General features: G+C 58.1%; 18 protein-coding genes. 8 read left to right on the forward strand and 10 right to left on the reverse strand.

From position 1 onward, the window contains the following. Positions 1 to 7: 7 nt before the first annotated feature. Both tdcB and tdcA read right to left on the reverse strand, forming a co-directional pair. On the reverse strand, positions 8 to 997 hold the full coding sequence (tdcB, locus tag GT756_RS15830) for a bifunctional threonine ammonia-lyase/L-serine ammonia-lyase TdcB (RefSeq protein ID WP_004203265.1): 990 nt from the start codon (positions 995 to 997) through the stop codon (positions 8 to 10). 93 nt (positions 998 to 1,090) lie between these two features. After that, a complete protein-coding gene (tdcA, locus tag GT756_RS15835) occupies positions 1,091 to 2,029 on the reverse strand; it encodes a transcriptional regulator TdcA (RefSeq protein WP_004203266.1) in 939 nt (312 codons plus the stop codon). 197 nt (positions 2,030 to 2,226) lie between these two features. On the opposite strand from tdcA, the gene GT756_RS25925 reads away from it, so the two are divergent. From GT756_RS25925 to GT756_RS15860, 6 genes are all read left to right on the forward strand, one after another. Then, positions 2,227 to 2,349 carry a hypothetical protein gene (locus tag GT756_RS25925; protein ID WP_228708535.1) on the forward strand — a complete coding sequence of 41 codons (123 nt, stop codon included), beginning with the start codon at positions 2,227 to 2,229 and terminating at the stop codon, positions 2,347 to 2,349. Positions 2,350 to 2,786: 437 nt separating this feature from the next. Further along, on the forward strand, positions 2,787 to 3,875 hold the full coding sequence (locus tag GT756_RS15840; protein WP_049093375.1) for an ABC transporter ATP-binding protein: 1,089 nt from the start codon (positions 2,787 to 2,789) through the stop codon (positions 3,873 to 3,875). After that, positions 3,868 to 4,497 carry an ABC transporter permease gene (locus GT756_RS15845; RefSeq protein WP_004203268.1) on the forward strand — a complete coding sequence of 210 codons (630 nt, stop codon included), beginning with the start codon at positions 3,868 to 3,870 and terminating at the stop codon, positions 4,495 to 4,497. Before GT756_RS15840 ends, GT756_RS15845 begins: the two co-directional genes overlap by 8 nt. Continuing rightward, positions 4,497 to 5,165 (forward strand): ABC transporter permease, encoded by a 669-nt coding sequence (locus GT756_RS15850; RefSeq protein WP_004203269.1) that lies wholly within the window; start codon positions 4,497 to 4,499, stop codon positions 5,163 to 5,165. The genes GT756_RS15845 and GT756_RS15850 overlap by 1 nt, the downstream gene beginning before the upstream one ends. Positions 5,166 to 5,225: 60 nt before the next feature. Then, entirely contained in the window at positions 5,226 to 6,125 is a 900-nt protein-coding gene (locus GT756_RS15855; protein WP_032456285.1) for an ABC transporter substrate-binding protein, read from the forward strand. A gap of 58 nt (positions 6,126 to 6,183) precedes the next feature. Continuing rightward, positions 6,184 to 7,527, forward strand: coding sequence for an LLM class flavin-dependent oxidoreductase (locus GT756_RS15860; protein ID WP_223171748.1), 1,344 nt, complete (start codon positions 6,184 to 6,186; stop codon positions 7,525 to 7,527). Between the two features lie 47 nt (positions 7,528 to 7,574). Here GT756_RS15860 and GT756_RS15865 read toward each other — a convergent pair whose 3' ends face one another. The 8 genes from GT756_RS15865 to GT756_RS15900 form a co-directional block, all read right to left on the reverse strand. Next, positions 7,575 to 8,375 (reverse strand): phosphate/phosphite/phosphonate ABC transporter substrate-binding protein, encoded by an 801-nt coding sequence (locus tag GT756_RS15865; RefSeq protein WP_004203279.1) that lies wholly within the window; start codon positions 8,373 to 8,375, stop codon positions 7,575 to 7,577. After that, complete coding sequence (locus tag GT756_RS15870) at positions 8,368 to 9,354, reverse strand: fatty acid desaturase (protein ID WP_072140489.1); 987 nt, start codon at positions 9,352 to 9,354, stop codon at positions 8,368 to 8,370. The genes GT756_RS15865 and GT756_RS15870 overlap by 8 nt, the downstream gene beginning before the upstream one ends. Positions 9,355 to 9,818: 464 nt before the next feature. After that, complete coding sequence (locus tag GT756_RS15875; RefSeq protein WP_049093377.1) at positions 9,819 to 10,565, reverse strand: proteasome-type protease; 747 nt, start codon at positions 10,563 to 10,565, stop codon at positions 9,819 to 9,821. Between the two features lie 16 nt (positions 10,566 to 10,581). Next, positions 10,582 to 11,397: a transglutaminase family protein gene (locus GT756_RS15880; protein WP_017900188.1), complete on the reverse strand. Its 816-nt coding sequence runs from the start codon at positions 11,395 to 11,397 to the stop codon at positions 10,582 to 10,584. After that, positions 11,394 to 12,323 carry an alpha-E domain-containing protein gene (locus tag GT756_RS15885; RefSeq protein ID WP_002910835.1) on the reverse strand — a complete coding sequence of 310 codons (930 nt, stop codon included), beginning with the start codon at positions 12,321 to 12,323 and terminating at the stop codon, positions 11,394 to 11,396. The genes GT756_RS15880 and GT756_RS15885 overlap by 4 nt, the downstream gene beginning before the upstream one ends. Next, entirely contained in the window at positions 12,317 to 13,756 is a 1,440-nt protein-coding gene (locus GT756_RS15890) for a circularly permuted type 2 ATP-grasp protein (RefSeq protein ID WP_085845987.1), read from the reverse strand. Before GT756_RS15890 ends, GT756_RS15885 begins: the two co-directional genes overlap by 7 nt. 287 nt (positions 13,757 to 14,043) lie before the next feature. Continuing rightward, positions 14,044 to 15,435: a carbohydrate porin gene (locus GT756_RS15895; RefSeq protein WP_080935553.1), complete on the reverse strand. Its 1,392-nt coding sequence runs from the start codon at positions 15,433 to 15,435 to the stop codon at positions 14,044 to 14,046. Positions 15,436 to 15,535: 100 nt separating this feature from the next. Continuing rightward, positions 15,536 to 16,894: a glycoside-pentoside-hexuronide (GPH):cation symporter gene (locus GT756_RS15900; protein WP_100050725.1), complete on the reverse strand. Its 1,359-nt coding sequence runs from the start codon at positions 16,892 to 16,894 to the stop codon at positions 15,536 to 15,538. Positions 16,895 to 17,406: 512 nt separating this feature from the next. Between GT756_RS15900 and GT756_RS15905 the strand changes: the two genes are divergently transcribed. Both GT756_RS15905 and GT756_RS15910 read left to right on the forward strand, forming a co-directional pair. Continuing rightward, the gene (locus tag GT756_RS15905; RefSeq protein WP_160124913.1) at positions 17,407 to 19,149 is read left to right on the forward strand and encodes an alpha,alpha-trehalase; all 1,743 of its coding nucleotides are present in this window, start codon (positions 17,407 to 17,409) and stop codon (positions 19,147 to 19,149) included. A gap of 251 nt (positions 19,150 to 19,400) precedes the next feature. Further along, positions 19,401 to 21,521 (forward strand): TonB-dependent siderophore receptor, encoded by a 2,121-nt coding sequence (locus GT756_RS15910; protein WP_080841587.1) that lies wholly within the window; start codon positions 19,401 to 19,403, stop codon positions 21,519 to 21,521. The last annotated feature ends 282 nt before the right edge of the window (positions 21,522 to 21,803 follow it).

Genomic DNA, 21,803 nt, shown 5'->3' on the forward strand with positions numbered 1-21,803 from the left:
TATTGAATTAAGCGTCAACAAAACCCGTAATTTGCGAGACCCGCGAGAGATCGATATTGCCGCCGGAAATCAGGCTGACCGTTTTGCGGTTCTGGATATAGCTGTCTAATTTGCCGCTTAATAACGCGGCGCAGGCCAAGGCCCCGGCCCCTTCGGTGATCACTTTATTGCGCTGAATTAAGGCGACCATGCTCTGGCGAATGTCGTCCTCACTGACGAGGACGATGTCATCCACCAGCTGGCGGGCGATTTCATAGGTCAGTTTCCCCGGGCGGGCGACATCGCAGCCATCGGCTAAAGTGCCGGCGTGGCGATGGCTGGTGATCTCTCCGGCGTACCAGGAGGCGGCCATACCGTGAACATTCTCCGACTGCACGCCGATAATACGGATCGTCGGGTTAATGGATTTAATCGCAATCGCGATGCCGGCAATTAAGCCACCGCCGCCAATCGGCACGATGACATTATCCACGTCATACAGATCTTCTAATATTTCGAGACCGATGGTGCCCTGCCCGGCAATAACCTGCGGGTCGTCATAGGGGGGAATAAAAATACGGCCTTCAAGTTCAACAATATCGCTGGCTTTGGCGAGGGTATCGTTAAAATTATCGCCATGCAGCACCACCTCCGCCGAATAATCGCAGGTGGCGGCGACTTTCGATTTCGGCGCCCCTTTCGGCATCACCACTTTCCCGTCAATGCCGAGCATGGCGCAGGAGAGCGAGACGCCCTGGGCGTGGTTGCCCGCTGAGCAGGCCACCACCCCTTTGCGTTTTTCCGCCGCGGTTAACCCGCTGAGCTTATTAAAGGCGCCGCGAATTTTAAATGAGCCCGTGCGCTGCATATTTTCGAATTTAAGAAATATTTCCCCCTTGCAGCGTTCGCTAAAATAATTCGAGCGCGGCATACCCGTTTTATATATCTTTCCTGCCAGGCGTTGTTTCGCTTCGAGAATATCGTTAATCGATACCGGAAGATCGTAGGTAATATGCATGATGGCCTCTGTTTCTTAAGATAAAGTCAATAACCGGGCGTCATCCTGCTGATAACAGCGAGGATGGGTGTTGGGTTATTTAATAACTATCAGTCAGGCAATTTCTATTGGCTGCCAGTGGCGGTTGCCCTGCCCCGATGAATACTGTTTCGCCATCTCCACCAGCGACGCCGCCGCGGTTTTCAGCCGGTAATTTTTCGACCACACCGCCGCATAGCGCGCCACCGGCAAGGCCTCTTTAATGGGGATGGTGACAAACTGGCTCGAGCCGAACGGCGTGGTCATGTCGCAGGGAATGACCGTCAGAAAATCGGCATTGAGCACCAGGTTATAGATCGTCACCACCGAATCGGTATTGACGATATTTTCGCGGCGGATGCCGCTGCGCTGCAGGGTGGTCAGCAGTTCGCTGTAGTAACCCATATTGGTCTCCGGCAGCACCCACTGCTCGTGCTGGAGCGAGGCCAGGCGGACGGTGCCGTTGCCGATCCGCGCCCGGTTCGCCACCAACACAAACTCAGACTCAAACAGCGGCTCGACGTGCAGGTCCTGCAGCTTCATCTCATCGCTCAGCGTCCCGATGGCGAAGTCGAGGCGGCCGTCGCGGATTGCCGGCAAAAAGGCGGAGAGCTGCGCCTCATACATTGAGACCCGCGCCTTGGGGAAGGTCATTTTAAACTGATGCACCATCTCCGACATAAAGGTAAACCCCACCAGCGAGGGGAAACCAAAGGAGACATCCACTACCGTGCTGTTGGTCAGGGCATTCATTTCATTGACCATATTTTTCATTTCACGGGTGATTGTCTCTGACCAGTTAAGAAATACCTGCCCGGCCTCGGTGAGCGAGACGCCGGTATTTCGCCGAACGATTAACTCGCTGCCAAAATAGCTTTCCATGTCGCCAATGATTTTACTGACCGCCGGCTGAGTGAGTCCTAACGCTTTTGCTCCAGCCCCGATTGACCCGCTGCGGATCACTTCCTGGAAAACCACCAGATGCTGAGTTTTAGGCAGAGAAAAAGTATTCATCACGTCTCGCTTTCATTCCTTTGTTGACGGCGGAAAGTGTAACAAATCGCGATCACCGGGTTATGTGAGAGCTCTCACAAAGGCTCCGCCGCGGCGGATGAGCAGGCGTCACAAGTCAGAATAAATAAATTAAAATCAATACATTACAAGCACCATAAACGATATTTGCACGTCTTTTGCCGTGACCGAATGCGGGGATAAAAATAATTGATGGCAATAACATCGACGGCAAAATGGCGATAAAAAATACGCCTTTTGCACGCTATTTGACCAACATTGTCAGGATGAGAAGAAAGCCGAAAATTAAATTAATGCTGTAAAGAATAAAAAGCAGACGTAATCAACGCCCTTATTTAACGACAAGTCGGTTTGGCATCACATTTTATCTGCGGCGGGCGGGAAAAGGGCACAGGCATTATTTACATAAAAGAAACATTATATTCACAATTTAGTTTTTCTTGTGCGGCGGACGGTACGGCTTTTTCCGCCCTATCGCAGGCGGTCATACTTTGATTAAAATCAACCCTGGTAATTTATTTTTTACGGTGGCCGCTTGAGAGTCATTTGTGTTGCCGATCACAAATCCATAAAACAACCTTCCGGCTTTTCTTCCACCGCAACTGATTAACCAGCTTTTCACTATGCAAATGCAAATAACGTATTTGCCCTCCCCGCAGGCGCTCTGTAGTTTGAGCCAGGATCCCGGCGCCACTTTATCCGGGTCAGGACTTTATTATTCAGAGTGTTGAATTCCACCATGATTAAATTAACGCATCTTTGCAAAACCTATCCAGGCAGCGCCCAGCCGGCCATTCGCGACCTCAGTCTGGATATTGATCATGGCGAATTCTGCACCTTCGTCGGCCCGAGCGGCTGCGGAAAAACGACTATCCTGCGCATGATTAATCAGCTGGATATTCCCGACAGCGGCGACGTCTATATTCAGGGCGTCCGCCTCGCTGACGCTGATATTATCCAGGTCCGCCGCCAGATCGGCTTCGTGATGCAAAGCGCCGCGCTCTTTCCCCATCGTACCGTGGCGCAAAATATCGCCACCGTACCGCGGCTGGCGGGCTGGAGCAAAGCGCGGATCCGCGCGCGCATTGACGAACTGGTGGCGCTGATGTCGCTCGACAGCCATCTGCTGCACCGCTATCCGCATCAGCTCTCCGGCGGCCAGCAGGGACGCGTAGCCATCGCCCGCGCCATCGCCGCCGATCCGCCGATTTTACTGATGGATGAGCCCTTCGCCGCCATCGACCCGGTGGTCCGTGAACGCCTCCAGGACGAGCTGTTGCTGTTGCAGCAGCGGCTGCAGAAAACCATTGTACTGGTGACCCACGACATCAATGAAGCGATCCGTCTCGGCGATAAAATCGCCATTTTCCAGGAAGGCGGCGTGCTGGCGCAGTTTGATACCCCCGACCGTATTCTGGCCCACCCGGCAAGCGAGTTCGTGCGCCGCTTTATTGGCCCGGAACCCAATCTGAAGCGGCTGGGCATGATACAGGTCGGCCAGCTGCCGCGTCACGATGTCCCCTTGCTCGACGAAGCGCTAACGCCGCTCGCCAGCGCCCATCCACCGCTGGCGAGCCCGCTGCGCCTGGTGCTTGACCGCCAGCGACGCCCGCTGCACTGGTTTGATCCGCAGCGGGGTCTCACCCTGCCGGTGGAGCGCCCGCTCGCCAGCAGCCACAGCCTGCGTTTTGCCTATAGCGCGCTGCTCGACGTGGCGACCGGCGTGCTGGTGCATGTGGATGGCGAAGGACAATACCAGGGGGCGGTGTCTCACGCCCTGCTGCAGCAAGTGCTCGACGGCGCGGTGGGAGTGAGACCTCATGATTGACTGGGGCTGGGTTATCGATAACCGCGCGATGATCGGCGATCTCCTCTGGCAGCATGCGCGGATGGTCCTACTGGCGCTACTTTTCGGCTCCCTGCTCACCGGCGGCCTGTTAGCCATTACCCTGCGCTGGCCCGCGACGGCGCAGCCGCTCATCACCCTTTGCGGCGTGCTGTTTACCATTCCTTCGCTGGCGCTCTTTATTTTATTACTGCCGTTTACCGGGCTGTCGCTGACTACCTCGCTGATTGGCCTGACGCTGTACTCGTTGCTGATCCTGTTGCGCAACATGCTGGCCGGCATAGAAAAGCTGCCACAGGCGGCGCTGGAGTCGGCGCGGGCGCTCGGCTACACCCGGGGATTCCGCTTCTTCGATATCGAGCTGTGGCTGCTGCTGCCCTCCTTGTTTGCCGGGCTGCGCATTGCCTCGGTAACGCTGGTCGGCCTGGTCACCGTCACCGCGCTGATCGGCCAGGGCGGGCTGGGACAGCTGCTGCTGGCGGGTTTTAATCAGGACTTTCTGACGCCGATTATCGTCAGCCTGGTCCTGAGCCTGCTGCTGTCGCTGGTCTTTGACGGGCTGATCGCCCGTCTCGGCGACTGGCTAACGCCGTGGACGAAATGATGACACTGCTTCTCGCCACCTTTCACTGGTTGACCCAGCCGGAGCACTGGCTGGGCGACGAGGGCATCCTGCTGCGCCTGGGCCAACACCTTTATTACGTGCTGGTCAGCATGGCCGTGGCCTGCGCCATTGCCCTGCCGCTTGGTATCGCCCTGGGCTACTGGCGCAAAGGCGCCTTCGTGGTGATCAACCTGTTTAATCTTGGCCGCGCCATCCCTTCGTTAGGGCTGATTTTATTATGCATCATCGTTTTTGGCTTTAACGATATCCCGGTGCTGGCGGCGCTTATCGCGCTTTCTATTCCGCCGATTCTCACTAACACCTGGGTGGGGATTTATCACGCCGACCGCCCGCTGTGCGATGCGGCCATCGCGCTGGGCATGACCCCCTGGCAAAGCCTGTGGCAGGTGCGGATCCCGCTGGCGGCGCCGCTGATCCTCGCCGGAGTGCGCACCGCGCTGGTTCAGCTTATCGCCACGGCGGTGGTCGCAGCCTATGCCGGTCTGGGCGGGTTGGGACGATTTCTGATCGACGGACTCGGGCAACGGGATATCCCGCAGGTGATCGGCGGCTCGCTGGTGGTTTCCCTGCTGGCGATAGGCGGCGAACTGCTTTTCGCCCGCTGCGCCGGCCGCCTGGTTCATCGCCGTATTGCCGCGCCTTATTAGCGTGACACTGACATGACCCCAGCGCCTGGCGCTGATTAACCTGAAAATAAAAGAGGTATTATGAAGCAATTATTTGGCAAGGCCGTCACCGCCCGTCGATTTCGTCTCTCGTTGCTGGCCGCCGGGCTGTTCAGCCTGAGCGTTTACACCTATGCCGCCAGCGTCACGGTGGGCGGGGCCAACTTTACCGAAAGTTCCATTCTCGCCAACATCTACGCCAGCGCGCTAAAGAAAAATCATATCGAGGCCAACACCCGTCTCAACCTCGGCAACCGGGAAATTATTATTCCGGCGCTGCAGAGCGGTGAGATCGATATCGTTCCGGAATATCTTGGCGCCCTGCTCAATTTCTATAACGGCAAAACCGAGGCCACCAGCCAGCAGGACGTCAGCGCTGAGTTGGCTCAGGTCCTGCCTGCCGATTTCACTCTGTTGAACCCGGCCCCGGCCACCTCGATCACCGCCTGGGCGGTACGTGCCGAGACCGCGGAGAAATACCATCTGCGCACCCTCTCCGACCTGAAGCCCGTCGCCCCGCAGCTGGTGATCGGCGGACCGCCGGAGCTGGCGGTACGCGCCCTGGGCCTGCCGGGGCTGAAACGCGTCTATGGTCTTGAGTTCAAAGCGGTGAAATCGCTGGACATGGGCGGGCCGCTGACCCGGCTGGCGCTCAATTCGGGCAAAATCGATGTCGCGACGGTCGTCTCCACCCAGGGCAATCTGGCGAAGGAGAAATGGGTGGTTCTGGAAGATGATAAACATGAGCAACCGAGTCAGAACGTGGTGCCGCTGGTGCGCAAAGCCAGTCTGACGCCGGAGATCGGCGCCGTGCTCAATGAGGTCTCCGGCAAACTGGACAATGCCACGCTGATTGCCCTCAACCAGCAGGTAGATCTTCAGCATAAAGATCCAGCGGCCGTCGCCGACCAGTGGGTTAATGCCAACCTATCCCAACACTGACCTTCACTCCGCCACGGATGGCGTTCAGCCGCGAGTCCACGCTATGTCTACCCGACACATGATCCTGAACCTGTTCTTTTATAACCCACAGGGGGATTACCGTTTCTCCTGGCGTCACCCTGACGCGCCTGAAGCGGACATATTTACCCTCAACTATTACGCCAGTCTGGCGCGCAAGGCCGAAGCGGCGACCCTCGACGCTATCTTTGTCGCCGACCATATCGCGGTGTGGGATACGGTGCCCAGCGGCCTGACCCACTACGCCAACGCCCGGCTTGAACCCCTGACGCTGCTCTCCGCCCTCGCCGCGGTGACGGAGCATATCGGCCTGATGGCCACCGCGTCCACCTCCTATAACGAACCCTATAACCTGGCTCGCTACTTTGCCTCGCTGGATTTGCTCAGCAATGGCCGGGCAAGCTGGAATGTGGTCACGTCGTGGCTGGAAGAAGAAGCAGCAAACTTCGGTCTGGAGCAGCTTCCCCGCCACGGCACGCGCTACCAGCGGGCCAATGAATTCATCGACGTGGTCACTCGCCTGTGGGATTCCTGGGAAGATGGCGCGGCGATCTTCGATAAAGCGCGCGGATTATTTGCCGATGCCGACAAGGTGCATCATCTCGAGTATCAGGGCGAGTACTTTCGCGTGCGCGGCCCGCTCAACGTCCCTCGCCCGCCGCAGGGCCATCCACTGCTGGTGCAGGCCGGCTCTTCGGAAGCAGGGAAAGCGCTGGCCGCCGCCTGGTCCGATATGCACTTCGTGTTTATTCACTCGATCGCCGAGGGGCTGGCCTATCGCGAAGAGATGAATCAACGGCTGCGCCAGCACGGGCGCGATCCGGCCCATTTCAAAATCATCGCTGGGGTCCTGCCGGTGGTGGTGAACTCCGACGAGGAGAAGGCGGCCCGCCAGCAGCTTAACGAACAGCTGATGAGCGACCAGATGGCTATCGATCTGCTCTCCTCTTATCTTCGAATGGATCTCAGCGCCCTGCCGAGGGACCAGCCCCTGCCGCCGCTCCCTGATGAAGAGAGCTTTGACGGCATCCGTACCGCGCTGAAGCTTATCCGCCAGTACGATCCGCGGCTCACTCTGCTGGAGTTGGGGAAGTTGTTATTACAGAGTTCTGATAGCTGGCTGCTGCTGGGCAGCGCCGAGGAGATTGCCGCCACCTTAACGGAGACCTGGCAGGCGGGCGCCGCCGATGGGTTCAACCTGATGTTCCCGCTGCTGCCGGGAGACTTTGACCGCTTTGTTGACCAGGTGGTGCCGCTTCTGCAGCGTAACGGCGTCATGCGTGACCGCTATCCGCCCGGCACCCTGCGTGAAAAGCTCGGTCTGCCGGCGGTGGCAAACCGCTTCACCGCCCCTTCCCGCCCCGCGTTACCGCCGACGCCGTAGTCTGCCATGACCCGCCCCGGCGCAGATCGCTGGCCGGGACATTTTACCTATAGCTGGCTGACTCCCTGCGCCGCGGCCTCATCCCGCCACGCCAGCAGCGGAGCATAGGCCTCCCGCGACATATCGCTATAGCCGCAGATCAGCAAGGCGTCGCACAGGGAACGATAGCGCGCATCGCTCACTAACTGCTGGAGCGCCTCGCGCAGGCTGTTCAGCGTCGAAGCCGGGGTGGCGCTGGCAGTGATCAGCGGCAGCCCTGGCGCGTCCGGGCTCCAGCCGATCGCCACCAGTCCTGCCAGGGCCTGCGGCTGATGTCGCTGCAGCAGAGCGTAGGTCACACAGTCGATGGCGGCGATATCGGCGTTTTCCTGCTGCAGCTCGCGCAACGATTGCCGATGGCTGCCGCTAAACACCACAGCCGAAAAAAATCGCCCCTCCCGCGAGAGCGGCGCGACCATTTTGCGCAGCACGTTGTAGCCGGACTGCGAGTGCTCGGCATTGCACACGGCCCGGCGGCCAAAAAAGTCAGCCAGCATCCGGTGACTATCCGCTTCGCGGACCACCAGCAGGCTGCGGTAGCGGCGCCCTTCGCAACCGGGCGCGGCGTAGTGGAAGCAGCCCACCGTCTGCACCTCCGGCAGCTGGGTCACCAGCGGATAGCCACAGGTCTGACTCAGCAACAGCCTCGGCTGGCGCCAGTGGGCCAGCAGATCCTCGGGGTCATCCGCCGGCGGGTCCCCCGCCACCATCACGCCGCGTTCGGCCAGCAGCGACTGTACCGCCTGCCACAGAGCCTGGGTCTGTTGACGGTGGATGGCATACATCGGAAAGGTCATGCGTTCAGCCATGTTCTCCTCCCGCCTGCGCCTGCTCGCCAAAGCCCGGATGGGCGTTCACCGCCACCGCCCGGCGGCTAAAATGGCGTCGCCACTCACCGTACCCACGCACCAGGAACCCCTGATTACGCTGCAGATAGGCCGTCTGGCGATGCAGATACAGCTGACGTAAAGCGTACCAGGGAACCCCTGGCAGGTCATGATGCACCGCATGGTAGTTGAGATTGAGGAACAGCACTCGCCAGGGGAGCCCGGCCTCGTTGATCACCGAGCGGGCCAGCGGGTCATCCGCGGCCCGGTGTTCGAGAAAAGAGCGCACTTTGGTCAGGGCCAGCGCCGGGTAACTCACCGCCAGCACAAACCACAGCGGGGAAAAACCCTGCGCCGCCATCCAGGCCAGCAGGCCCGTCAGCAGCAACAGATGCAGGCTCCACATGGCGATGGCGCGGCGGTCGCCCTCGCGGAAAGCCCGCAGCGCGCTGCGCAGGGTGTGAACGATATCCATCAGCGGCGCCAGCAGCAGACGCCCCCAGAAGGTATTGCGCAGGTGGATAAGGCGGCGCTGCCAGGCTGAGAAGCGCTGCCAGCTTTCCGCGGTCACGTAGTACGATTCGGGATCATCCTCGGGGTGCGTCAGCAGATGGTTGCGATGGTGCGCAAGATGGCTGTCGCGATAGACGCCATAGGGATACCAGACCGCCAGCGGCAGCGTCCCCAGCAGCTGGTTAAACCATGCCAGCCGGGTGGGATGCCCATGGATCAGCTCATGCTGTAAGGACATATACCAGGCGGTAAACCAGATCAGCAGCAGCGTGGCCGGAAACAGGCCCAGCGTCCGCCAGCCCGCCACGCAGGCAAACCAGCCGCCGTAAACCGTCACCAACAGCAGCCAGGTCGGCAGCTCGCTGCGCCACAGCCAGCTGCGCGCCAGCTGGCGGATCAGGATGCGCTGTTGGTCATCCACATAGACAGCCGTCTTCTTTTCCGTCACTTCCGATACCTTGCCGTGTTGCCTCATTCCCTCCGAAGATGTGAGATAACACGTTAAATAACAAAGTATTTAATTTACTTAGCTTTGCCAAAAAGCGCGTTTGTATTGAGCACGGCAAAAAATACCGTCCATGGCGCAACAGGCTGGCGGCGTTTAAACAGATCCATTGCCCGGCGGCGCTGCGCTTGCCGGGCCTACGGGATGCCCCCCCGGTCCATCCAGGCCGGTGCAGGCGCAGCCCCGCCGGACAAAAACAGTAGAGTCGCTTTTGTGCCGGGCGGCGACGGCACCTTGCCCGGCCGACGATCCGTGCGACCTGTCGTTAATTAATTCACCATTCTTGTTGAAACTCGCTGTTGGCAGCCTCGACACCGCTGTAACTTTACCGCCAGGTCGAGGACACTTAAGGGCTCCATTGCCTTATCCATCTTCGCGTCGAGGTTAGTTGTAGCGCATCAAAGAAACTACTCCTCTTCCCGCTCTGCTGGCGTCCAGGCCGGCAGAGTCTGGAAGGTGTGCAACAGCCCCTCGGACCACGCCTTGCGGATGCGGTTGAAGTAGGGATCGCTGTCGGTGATGCGATGCTGCCCGGCGCTGCTCAGGCTGCCGCTGCGGTAGAGCAGCGTATCCAGCGGCAGGCCAACGGACAGATTACTGCGCAGCGTCGAGTCAATGGAGATCAAGGCGCAGCACATCGCCTGCTCCAGCGGCGTATCGATGGTCAGCACCCGATCGATGATCGGCTTGCCGTACTTGCTTTCGCCAATCTGGAAATAAGGCGTGTCGCGGGTGGCTTCAATAAAGTTGCCCTCCGGATAAATATGGAACAGACGATGGGTTTCGCCGGCGATCTGGCCGCCAAGCAACAGGTTGCAGTTGAAGTTAGTATTACTGCAGTTTTGCTGGTTGCTGCTGTCGCGCTGGATCACCTCCAGCAGCGTTTTACCGATCAGCATGGCGGCGTCGTAGAGGGAAGTCACCTGCATCAGGTTCGGCTCCTGCTGGGTACGGATCCGCGCGCTGAGCAGGCTTATCACGCTCTGGGTGGTGGCCAGGTTGCCGGCGGATTGCAGCACCAGCACCCGTTCCCCTTCCTGATGGAAAACGTGCAGCTTTTTAAAAGTGGCAATATGGTCGACGCCCGCGTTGGTGCGGGAGTCGGAAGCAAACACCAGTCCATCCGCCAGGCACATGGCCACACAGTAGGTCATTGCGGTTATTCCCGTATTATTGCTGCTGCGCCTGCTGGCTGTGTTCGCGCACTTCAGCGTTGGTTAACATAATCTCCCCGCCGCCGCCCAGCCGGGTGCCCCGTACCGGGCAGGCGTCGAGATAATCCAGCCCAGTCGCCAGCCGCAGATGCTGATTCAGGCGACGGGTATTATTGGTGATATCAAACGACAGCCAACGGCCGTCGAGCCACACTTCCGCCCAGGCATGCATCGCGACATGCTGGGCGTTATCGCTGTAGACATAGCCGCTGACGTAGCGCGCCGGGATCTCCAGCGCCCGGCAGCAGGCGAGAAAAACATGGGTATGATCCTGGCACACGCCCTTCGCCCGGGCGAAGGCGTCGGCAGCGGAGTCCTGGACCTGGGTCGCGCCGGGGGAGTATGGCATTCTTAACAGCAGATCCGCCATCAGTTGATTCAAACTCTCTTCCGCCGCATCGGGACGATAGAGGCGCTGGGCGAACTCACGGATCGCCGTATCGGCGCGGGTCAGCGGCGTACTGCGCAGAAAAACCAGCGGCGACAGCAGCTCGGCCTCTTCATCACACGTCTCTTCCCCCTCGTCGGCGATATCGACAATCCCGCTGGCGCGGATGGTGATCTCTTTATGCGGGTTATCCAGCGTCAGCACATGCAGCACATTACCCCAGCCGTCGGTAGTGGTCACCGCCGCGCCGTCCGGCAGGGTCAGCGTCCAGGCGGTGATCGTCTGCCGTCCGGTGCTGCGCGGGGTCAGGCGCAGATACTGGGTGGAAAACTTCACTTCTTCATCGTAGCCATAGCGGGTGAGATGATCGATGACCAGTTTCATAAGGCCTCCAGATAGGTTTGTCTGATGCTGTCGGACAGGGCGTTAATTCTCGCCAGCAGTCCGTTAAGCGTGGTCTGCAGGTCCGCCTGCGCCAGGTCGTCACGGGTGCTGAAGCGCAGGTCAACGTTGAGCTGATGGGCGAGGCGCAGCGGCTGATAAGAGCGATCGTTGGCGATCTTCTCCAGTTCGCCCACCAGGTCGGCAATGCTGGCGCGCAGCGAACGTGGAATATCGTTACGCAGGATCAGCAGCTCCATCACCGTTTCGCGACTGACCGGCTGGCGGTAGAGGCTGTTGTAAGCTTCGCGGGCGCTGACCGCATTGAGCAGGGTATCCAGCCGGTAGTATTCGCGCACCGGGTCCGGATCGTTGGTCAGCTGTTGATCCTTAATTAGCAGCAGCTGGGTGGTGGCGAACGCGCGCTCGATCAGCGTGCCGATACCGATAAAACTCAGGGCGTCGTTGCGCAGCAGCGTGCCTATCACCGCTCCGCGAAACAGATGCACCCGCTCTTTCACCCACTCGAAAAAGCCGTCGCTCCCCAGTTCGCCCAGCCCCTGCTGGCGGAGGGTCCGCAGTTCGATGCGGGTGGCATTGATGCTCTCCCACACTTCGGCCGACAGACTGCCGCGCACCGCGTGCGCGTTGTTCCACGCCATCTCCACGCAGCTGTAAATACTGCAGGGGTTGTTGCCATCGAGGGCAAAAAAGTTGAGTAGATTGCTCATGGTAAAGCGGGCATGGCGCGCCTGAAACAGCTCGTGGGTCATTGACAAATTCAGCGGTAGCGCCAGATCCCGCGACTGCTGGCTGTGGCGGGGGATCATTGATAATTTCCAGGTCACGTCCAGCACCCGGGCGTAGCTCTCCGCCCGCTCAAGGTAGCGGGCCATCCAGAACAGTTCACTCGCCGTACGACTTAGCATGATGCGTCATCCTCCATCACCCAGGTATCCTTGGTTCCGCCGCCCTGCGACGAGTTGACCACCAGCGACCCTTCGGTCAGCGCCACGCGGGTCAGGCCGCCGGGCACCAGCCGCATCTCCTGTCCGGAAAGCACATAGGGGCGTAAATCGATATGCCGTGGCGACAGCCCTTCATCAACGAAGGTTGGGCAGGTCGACAGCGCAAGGGTGTCCTGGGCGATATAGTTGGCCGGATTGGCCAGCAGGCGCTGGCGGAAGGCCTCCCGCTCCTCTTTGGTGGAACGCGGGCCGACCAGCATGCCGTAGCCCCCGGCGCCATGGACCTCCTTGACCACCATCAGCTCCAGATTGCTCAGCACGTAGCGCAGGTCCTCCGCTTTCCGACACTGCCAGGTGGGGATATTGCTGAGGATCGGCTGTTCGCCGAGGTAAAAGCGGATCATCTCCGGGACGTACGGATAGATCGATTTGTCGTCAGCCACCCCGGTGCCGATGGCGTTGGCCAGCACTACGCCGCCGGCGCGATAGACGGACAGCAGCCCCGGGACACCGAGCATCGAATCGGCGCGGAAGGCCAGCGGGTCGAGCCAGGCGTCGTCGATGCGGCGATAAATCACATCCACCCGCCGCGGCCCCTCGGTGGTGCGCATATACACCGCGCCGTTTTTAATAAACAGATCGGCGCTTTCCACCAGCTCGACCCCCATCTGCTGCGCCAGGAAGCTGTGCTCGAAGTAGGCGCTGTTAAAGCGACCCGGGGTCATCACCACGACACAGGGATCATCCACCAGCGAACTTTCGCGCAGGGTCTGCAGGAGGTAGCTCGGGTAGCGCTCCACCGGCGCAATGTGATGCTGCTCGAACATCTCCGGATAGAGGCGCATCATCATCTTACGGTTTTCGAGCATGTAGGAGACGCCGGACGGCGTGCGCAGATTATCCTCCAGCACGTAGTACTGGCCGTCGTTATTGCGCACCATATCGACGCCGGTGATATGGGCATAGGTGTTGTTTGGCAGGTTGATGCCCTGCATGCACGGTTGATACTGCTCGTTGGCCAGCACCTGCTCGGCCGGTATCAGCCCCGCACGCAGGATATTCTGTTCATGATAGATGTCATAGAGGAAAGCGTTCAGCGCTTTCACCCGCTGGCGAATGCCGCGGTCAATGCGCTGCCACTCCCCGGCGGGTATGATCCGCGGCACGCTATCAAACGGGATCAGCCGCTCGGTTCCCTCATCCTCGCCGTACACGTTAAAGGTGATGCCGATACGGTGAAAAAGCAGTTCCGCTTGCGCTTTTTTCTGCCGGATAGAGAATTGATCGGTGTTGCGAAACCATTGCCACCAGGCATTATAGTGCGGCCGCTGCTCACCCTGGGAGGTCAGCATCTCGTCATAATAATGCCCGTCAGGAAGCGTTATTTTTATCATGGCCGTCTCCTCCGGTTGTACTCACTTTGTGGTAATCCCGATAAGAGATAAGCATTAATTATGCCAGGTCACACAGCGCGTCGGCGCAGCGTTACGCTGTGAGGCCATGGCTTTGAGTTGATCAAAAAAACAACCAGACACTTTGCTTATTTGTGGGCGGTTTTTAGCGTTAAACGCACCAGTTTGGGGCAAGTGGATTCACGGGACGCTGAGGCTTCGCGAGCCACGCCGCGTAGCGACAGGCGGCTGAATAGCACAGAGCCTGCGCTGTGCAGGCTCTGTGTTGCTCAGAAGAAATACTTGAAGCGCAGCCGGCCGCCATAGCGGGAGTCTTCCTGGCCGTCGCCGTTGTTTGGGTTGGATTCAATCCATGATGCGTAGGCCCCAAGATAGATGTTGAAGTTCTTCATATTCATTACGTTCGGAAACAGGTACGACGCATGGATTGTGTGGATATCATAGTTGCCCGGATCGGCGATCCAGCAATTATCGTCGCAGTTAGCGATAAAATCAGCGGTGTTAAAGCTGTCGATTTTGTTATGCGCGTAAATGTAGCCCAGCTCAAAACCGTGCCACAGGGAGTTAACGCCCGCGGTAAAGTCAGTCTCATCTTCGGCATCCATATAAGCGACGTTAAGGTTGGTCACCACGCCGTCCTGCGGATCGGTTTTTTGCCCATTCCACGTCATCGTATAGCCATAGCCGGTACGGCTGGACTGGTCGACCCAGCGTCCTTTCGCATCGTGATAGCCATAGGCGTTATTTACCACGTTGCTTTCCATGGCGATGGCAGTGGAGAAGCGCCCGCTGTTCCACGCGATAACCGGGCGCAAATAGGCCACATTTTTCTCATTTTCCAGTGCGGTGCCATGATACTGCTGGTCCTGGAATAGCGTGCTGCCGTTCTCCAGCAGGGTATTCAGTTCGAAATACCAGTTATCAAGGGTTTTGCTCATCAGGAAGTTGCCGCCGCTGTTGCTCCGACCGCGCCCTTCCTTCATCATGTAAATATAGCCGTAACCGTCGCTGTACAGATCGTTGGCGGTGTTCCCGGAGTATTCCACGAACGTATCCTGATTCAACGGGAACATATCGTAGGCTTCGAAACGACCAACCTTCACCTTCCAGTCGTTCTCCTGGCCAAAAAAGAATACCGCATCATCAAGATTCATTTTGCCGTTCAGGTCGGCCAGCGGCTGGACGGAAAAACCAGCAAAACGGCCATTATCCATTTTGCGCATGCCGTCAAAACCTAACAGCAGGCGGCCATTAATATCCCAGCGTTCATTATTGCCCGGCGCCCAGTCTTTATTTGCCGTGGTTTTTACCGAAGTCAGGCTCCCGCTGCTGCTGGCGCCATCCATGTTAAATTCGACATCACCATAAAATTTGATATCCCCATAGCCGGACAGCGTTAGTGTTGTCGGCTCCGCGCCCGGTGCCACGGGCTCGGCGGACTCCACTTTGACAGTTGGCGTGCTTTTCGCCACCACGCTCTGCTGTCGGGTTAAGGTCTGGATTTTCGCTTCCGCATCGGCCGCTCGTTGCTCAGCATTTATTACGCGCTGTTCCAGCTGCGCTAAACGTTTTTCAATATCCGTCGGGTGATTATTCGTCGCGGCCCAAAGGCCAGAGGAGAACAGACCACTCATAATCAGAGCCATATAGTTTACTTTCATTATTAACATCCCTAATTACATTGTTATATGTTTCATCCAGGGTATAGCCGGGCTATCCAGGGAATTACCTGCATAGCCCTCTTAATACAGCGTGGAATAATCAGGATTCGGCGAAAGTGCCGTGTTTTAAATCATTAACGATGCCGTTCATTCTGTTTTCCGTTAAGCCGTAGAATTTAATCGAGACGGCGGTAAGCACATAAAACACGGAAGGGACCAGAGTAAACAACAGCACCACGCCCTGCACCGCTGAAGCCGACTGCACCGTGGTGTTAGCGGCGTAATGGAAATAGGCCAATATCCAGCCGAGGATGGCCCCGCCGACGGCGACGCCCAGCTTGATGACAAAGATATTTGCTGCGACATTCATACCGGTAATACGCCGCTGGGTTTTCCATTCGCCATAGTTATTCACGTCGGTAATCATCGACCACTGCAACGCGCCGTTGCCGCCCTGAATGATAGAAATCAGAATATGCACGCCGAGCACCGCAATCCAATATTGTACCGGGACGATAAAGCAGACCACGCCCAGCGCGGCGGTGAGAAGATTAATCCAGAAAGAGAATCGGACCTTACAAAAGCGCGTCCCAAAGGGCTTGGCCAGCACCGAACCCAGCATGGAGGCAAACATACCGCCGAGCATGAATATGGTAATCACGTCGGCGCCTTTATGCAGGACGCTGTTAACATAATAGACGACGGCGCCACCGCGAATTACCACGGCGATCAGCATCATAAAATTGTAAACGGAAAGAATACGCCACTGATCGTTACGAAATAGTATTTTCACGTCCCGCGCGATGTTCAGGTTCTGTTCTTTAATCGGCTGCACGCGTTCTTTAGTCGTGGCGAAACAGGTGATAAACATCAGGCAGCCGATAACGCCAAACAGGGCCATCGAGACCTGAATACCGGTCGCGCGATCGCCGGGATAGAGAAAATCAGCCAGCGGTAAAATAAACGCAGTACCGAGCGCGCCGCCGATTGGGGTGATAGCGAAACGCCAGGACTGCAGCGAGAGGCTTTCGCGCGGATCGGAGGTCAGCGCCGCGCCCAGCGAGCAGTACGGAATATTAATCGCCGTATACATCAGCGTCATAAATATATAAGCCGCCACGGCGTAGGCAATTTTTCCGGAGTCGGAAAAGGAGGGAATGGAATACACCAGCACGCAGCTCACCGCAAAGGGCACGCAGATCGCTAACAGCCAGGGGCGAAAGCGGCCCCAGCGGGTTGAGGTGGCGTCAGCAATCGCGCCCATAATCGGATCGGTAATCGCATCCAGCAGACGCACCAGCAAAAACATCGTCCCCATTACGGCGGGCGGCAGGCCATAAATATCGGTATAAAAATAAGCCAGAATAGCCACAGACGAGTCAAATACGATGTGACTGGCTGCGTCCCCCAGGCTATAACCTATTTTCTCTCTGACAGAAATTTTTTCGCCAGCAGACATACACCACTCCTTTATGCAAAATGAAACCGGTTTCTGTAGTGTCTGCATTTTTTACTTATCCGCTATGCGCGGCGCCATTATGTTTTTTTATTAATTATTTATGTTTTTTAATTTATGTGATCCTGCCAGGCTTCAGTCATATTAATCCCGGTATTTTTGCCTGACAGATCACAGCCTTCATCCGTTGCGCAATTTTTAAAATGCGATAAATACGAACCTTATTGTTACAGATAAACATCCGTTCTTTTTTCGGATGCCGCTATCGAATAGCGCTTATTATTTACCCAGAAACATTCACAACAAAAATAACACCAGCCAGCATTTATATAATTAAGGATATAATATTGGACTGAGCAGAATTGTGCCGCCTGGATAGCGACCGGTGAGCGGTAAATTCTCTGTTTTAGCGCAAAATGTTAGCTTCGACACGCGCAGCGGCGGATATTCGTCTATGGTTTTCTGATGGCCAAATGCAGTGGCACATGAATCTGCAATGATAAGGAGAACAATCCATGACGAGTCCCTTTTCCCGTCGCCCCGCTACCCTGCCTTATGCTCTTCGTCTGGCGCTAGGGTGTGCGTTTATCGCCCTGGCGACGCTGACCGCAGAGGCTGAAGAAACCCGTCCAATCCCGCAATCACCCGATATCCTGCTCGGTCCGCTGTTTAATGATGTGCAAAGCGCGAAACTGTTTTCTGATCAGAAAACGTTCGCTGACGCCATTCCGAACAGCGATCCGCTGATGATCCTTGCCGATTACCGGATGCAAAAAAACCAGGCCAGCTTCGACCTGCGCCACTTCGTTGAGCTGAACTTCACGCTGCCGAAAGAGAACGACGCCTATGCGCCGCCCAAAGGGCAAACCCTGCGTCAGCATATCGACGGCCTGTGGCCGGTCCTGACCCGCAGCACCGTCGAGGTGGAAAAGTGGGACTCGCTGCTGCCGCTGCCTAAGCCCTACGTGGTCCCCGGAGGACGCTTTCGCGAAGTCTATTACTGGGACAGCTATTTCACCATGCTGGGTCTTGCCGAAAGCGGTCACTGGGATAAAGTCGAAGATATGGTCGCCAACTTCGCTGCGGAAATTGACACCTGGGGCCATATCCCCAACGGTAACCGCACCTATTACCTCAGCCGTTCGCAGCCCCCCTTCTTCTCCTTTATGGTAAGCCTGCTGGCGACGCACGATGGCGACCAGGTGCTGAAAACCTACCAGCCGCAGCTGGAGAAAGAGTATCGCTACTGGATGGCCGGGGCGGACGCGCTGGCACCCGGCAGCGCCGACAAACGGGCGGTGCGGATGGCGGATGGCGCGCTGCTCAACCGCTACTGGGACGATAACGACACCCCACGCCCCGAGTCCTGGCTTGACGACGTCAAAACCGCCAAAAGCAACCCGAATCGTCCGGCCACCGAGATCTATCGCGACCTGCGCTCCGCCGCCGCTTCCGGCTGGGATTTCAGCTCCCGCTGGATGGACAATCCGCAGCAGCTCGCCACCATTCGCACCACCTCGATTATCCCGGTCGATCTCAATGCCCTGATGTTCCATCTGGAGAAAACCCTCGCCCGCGCCAGTAAAGCAGCGGGGGACAGCGCCGGCGCTACCCGGTACGACGCGCTGGCCAACGCCCGCCAGCAGGCTATCGAGAAATACCTGTGGAATGAAAAAGAGGGGTGGTACACCGATTACGATCTGAAAACCCACAAGGTGCGCAATCAGCTGACCGCCGCGGCGCTGTTCCCGCTGTACGTCAATGCCGCGTCGCGCGAGCGAGCGACGAAAGTGGCGGCCGCCGCCGAGTCGCGGCTGCTCAAACCCGGCGGGCTGACCACCACCACCGTCAACAGCGGCCAGCAGTGGGACGCCCCCAACGGCTGGGCGCCGCTGCAGTGGGTGGCCGTCGAGGGGCTGCAAAACTATGGTCAGCAGAAGATCGCCATGGAGGTCACCTGGCGCTTCCTGACCAACGTGCAGCATACCTATGACAGCAAGCAAAAGCTGGTGGAGAAGTATGACGTAAGCTCAACCGGCACCGGTGGCGGCGGTGGGGAATATCCACTGCAGGACGGCTTTGGCTGGACCAACGGCGTCACCCTTAAGATGCTGGATCTGATCTGCCCGCAGGAGAAACCCTGCGATGCGCTGCCTGCTACCCGTCCGGCGCCAACGCCTTCACCGCAGGACAAACCTGTTGCGGCGCCCGCGGCTAACGACCCCGCCCCTGCGGAACCGCAAAAGACCGGCTCCTGACGCTTTGCCGCCCCCTACCAAAATCGGTAGGGGGAAGCGGTCTCCCTGCTCACTACCGTCCCGCGCAGGCCCATTCTGCGGCTCGCGGGAAACCCTTCTCCATCCCCTCGCGCTGAACAGATCACCTTTTCGCTTGATTGCATAAATACAAACAATAATAATTCGCATTACTTTTTAACGAATAATGACAGATTCGTTTTTCCCGCGGCGGCGTACAGGAGTACCAGACCGCGCAGGTTCAGGATGATCTTATGAACGTGGCTATTTCTCGCAAACGCCCGGGGCTGCTGTGCGCCCTCGCGATCGCACTTCCCTTCACCGCGCAGGCCGAAGAGACGGTGGTGGTAACGGCCAGCCCGCCGGCATCCGCCAGCGCGCCGACTGAGGGCTATAGCGCCAGCACCTCGCTCGGGGCGACAAAAACCGACCAGCCGTTAATCACCACCGCCCAGTCGGTGTCGGTTGTCACCCGCCAGCAGATGGCGGATCAGGGCGCGAATACCATCAGCCAGGCGCTGGAATATACCCCGGGGGTCTACTCCAGCTTCGGCGGCGGCGCCACCCGGTTTGACGCCATCTCCCTGCGCGGCTACCACGGCGGCGACGTCGATAACCTGTTCCTCGACGGCATGCGTCTGATGAGCGACGGCGGCAGCCATAACGTGGTGCAGATCGACCCGTGGTTTATCGAACGCGTCGATGTAATCCGCGGCCCCTCCTCCGCGCTCTACGGGCAGAGCGTGCCGGGCGGCGTGGTCAACCTGACCTCCAAGCGCCCGCAGTTCAGTCAGCAGGGCCACGTCCGCCTGACTGGCGGGACGCAAAATACCAAAGGCGCGGCCTTCGATTACACCGACGCCATCAATGAGCAGTGGGCATGGCGGCTGATCGGTATGACCCGCAGCAGCGACACGCAGTATGACCATACCCGCGAAGAGCGCTACGCCATTTCACCTTCCCTGCTGTGGCAGCCGGACAGCGATACCTCGCTGCTGCTACGCGCCTATCTGCAAAAAGATCCTTCCGGTGGCTATCATGGCTCTTTGCCGCTGGACGGCACCCGCTACGCGCACAATGGCCGTAAGCTCTCCACCAGCACCAACGAGGGCGATCCGGGAGATGGCTATCAGCGCCGCCAGCAGATCTACAGCTATGAGTTTGACCACCAGTTCACCGATGTCTGGTCGGTCTATTCCGCGGGAAGCTACACCCACACCAACGTCTCCCTCGATCAGGTCTACCAGGTCGGCTGGATAGATGACAGCGACATGCTGGCTCGCGGCTACAGCGGCTCGCGCGGTTCGCTGGACGGCTGGTCAACCGATAACCGCCTGCGCGCCGATTTCAATACTGGCGATCTGGCGCATACCCTGATCCTCGGCGCTGAATACCATCGCTTTCGCAACGATCTGTGGACCGGCGCCGGCGGCGCGGCGCCCCTTAACCCGTTTACCGGCTATACCGCCCAGACCGGGCATACCGTGACCTACAGCGATGATAATAATCGCCGTTATTACCAGACCGGGCTGTATCTGCAGGATGAGATGGTCTGGGACCGCTGGCATGTGGATGTTTCCGCCCGCTATGACCGTATCGTTTCCCAGCAGGTCAGCGATACCCTGGGCACCTCAAACCGCCGTTCAGACGACCATATCAGCGGCCGCGCCTCGCTGTTGTACGCCCTGGACAACGGTCTTTCGCCCTACCTGAGCTACAGCCAGGCGATTACCCCGGCGATGCTGCCCGGCGCTGACGGCAAACCGTTGAAACCGACCACCGCCGAACAGGTCGAAGCCGGCCTGAAGTTCCAGCCGCCGGGCAGCAGCGACCTCTATAGCATCGCGATTTACGATCTGATGCAAAAGGATGTCGCCACCCGCGACCCCAACATCGCCACCGCCACCTATATTCCGGCGGGTAAGGTCCATTCCCAGGGGGTTGAGCTGGAAGCGCACCACCAGATCACCCCGCAGCTGAGCACCCTCGCCTCGTATACCTGGAATCGTCTGCGCTTCCAGGACACTAAGGACGGTACCGACAACAACACGCCGCAGCTGACCCCGGATCAGATGGCCTCCTTCTGGGCGCGCTATCAGTTTCCGGCGGGGATCTCGCTGGGCGCCGGCGTCCGCTACATTGGTAAACAGTGGGCGGATGATGCCAACACCGCGCGGCTGCCGTCGGTCACGCTGATGGACGCCATGATGCGGGCTGACCTCGGCGTCTGGTCGCCGGGGCTGAAAGGCGCTTATGTGCAGGTCAACGCCAACAATATCGGCAATCGTGAATACGTTTCCGGCTGCTACGGCACCGGCAACTGCTACTGGGGAGCAGAGCGCAGCGTCATGGCCACCGTGGGCTACGACTTTTAACTGACAGCGTAAAGATAAGCCTCCGCCCGTGACGGCGGAGGCTTTCGTTAACAGGTGACGTCACGCTTTGATGGCTAATATTAACTTAAAAATGCCAGGCCATTATTTCACTTGCCCCCCTGTGATGAGAGGACTTAATATGCTGGCGAAAACAGGTTAGGACGCTCACAAGGAATAAAAGTGAACCCTGTCATTAGCTATCTCACCAATTTACATCCGTTATCATTTATGGGTTACCATATATTATCCACCACAGTGATATATATTCTGGTAAATATAATT

The organism is Klebsiella sp. Q2 (genome assembly GCF_009900705.1).
GTDB classification, from domain to species: Bacteria; Pseudomonadota; Gammaproteobacteria; order Enterobacterales; family Enterobacteriaceae; genus Klebsiella; species Klebsiella quasipneumoniae.

Coding starts and splice junctions, on each gene's coding strand:
- GT756_RS15875 (WP_049093377.1), bottom strand. CDS start 10,565: ATGACCTACTGTGTGGCCATGTGCCTGGCGGATGGACTGGTGTTTGCT.
- GT756_RS15850 (WP_004203269.1), top strand. CDS start 4,497: ATGACACTGCTTCTCGCCACCTTTCACTGGTTGACCCAGCCGGAGCAC.
- GT756_RS15900 (WP_100050725.1), bottom strand. CDS start 16,894: ATGTCTGCTGGCGAAAAAATTTCTGTCAGAGAGAAAATAGGTTATAGC.
- GT756_RS15880 (WP_017900188.1), bottom strand. CDS start 11,397: ATGAAACTGGTCATCGATCATCTCACCCGCTATGGCTACGATGAAGAA.
- tdcB (WP_004203265.1), bottom strand. CDS start 997: ATGCATATTACCTACGATCTTCCGGTATCGATTAACGATATTCTCGAA.
- tdcA (WP_004203266.1), bottom strand. CDS start 2,029: ATGAATACTTTTTCTCTGCCTAAAACTCAGCATCTGGTGGTTTTCCAG.
- GT756_RS15905 (WP_160124913.1), top strand. CDS start 17,407: ATGACGAGTCCCTTTTCCCGTCGCCCCGCTACCCTGCCTTATGCTCTT.
- GT756_RS15895 (WP_080935553.1), bottom strand. CDS start 15,435: ATGAAAGTAAACTATATGGCTCTGATTATGAGTGGTCTGTTCTCCTCT.
- GT756_RS15860 (WP_223171748.1), top strand. CDS start 6,184: ATGATCCTGAACCTGTTCTTTTATAACCCACAGGGGGATTACCGTTTC.
- GT756_RS15855 (WP_032456285.1), top strand. CDS start 5,226: ATGAAGCAATTATTTGGCAAGGCCGTCACCGCCCGTCGATTTCGTCTC.
- GT756_RS15885 (WP_002910835.1), bottom strand. CDS start 12,323: ATGCTAAGTCGTACGGCGAGTGAACTGTTCTGGATGGCCCGCTACCTT.
- GT756_RS15845 (WP_004203268.1), top strand. CDS start 3,868: ATGATTGACTGGGGCTGGGTTATCGATAACCGCGCGATGATCGGCGAT.
- GT756_RS15840 (WP_049093375.1), top strand. CDS start 2,787: ATGATTAAATTAACGCATCTTTGCAAAACCTATCCAGGCAGCGCCCAG.
- GT756_RS15910 (WP_080841587.1), top strand. CDS start 19,401: ATGAACGTGGCTATTTCTCGCAAACGCCCGGGGCTGCTGTGCGCCCTC.
- GT756_RS15865 (WP_004203279.1), bottom strand. CDS start 8,375: ATGGCTGAACGCATGACCTTTCCGATGTATGCCATCCACCGTCAACAG.
- GT756_RS15890 (WP_085845987.1), bottom strand. CDS start 13,756: ATGATAAAAATAACGCTTCCTGACGGGCATTATTATGACGAGATGCTG.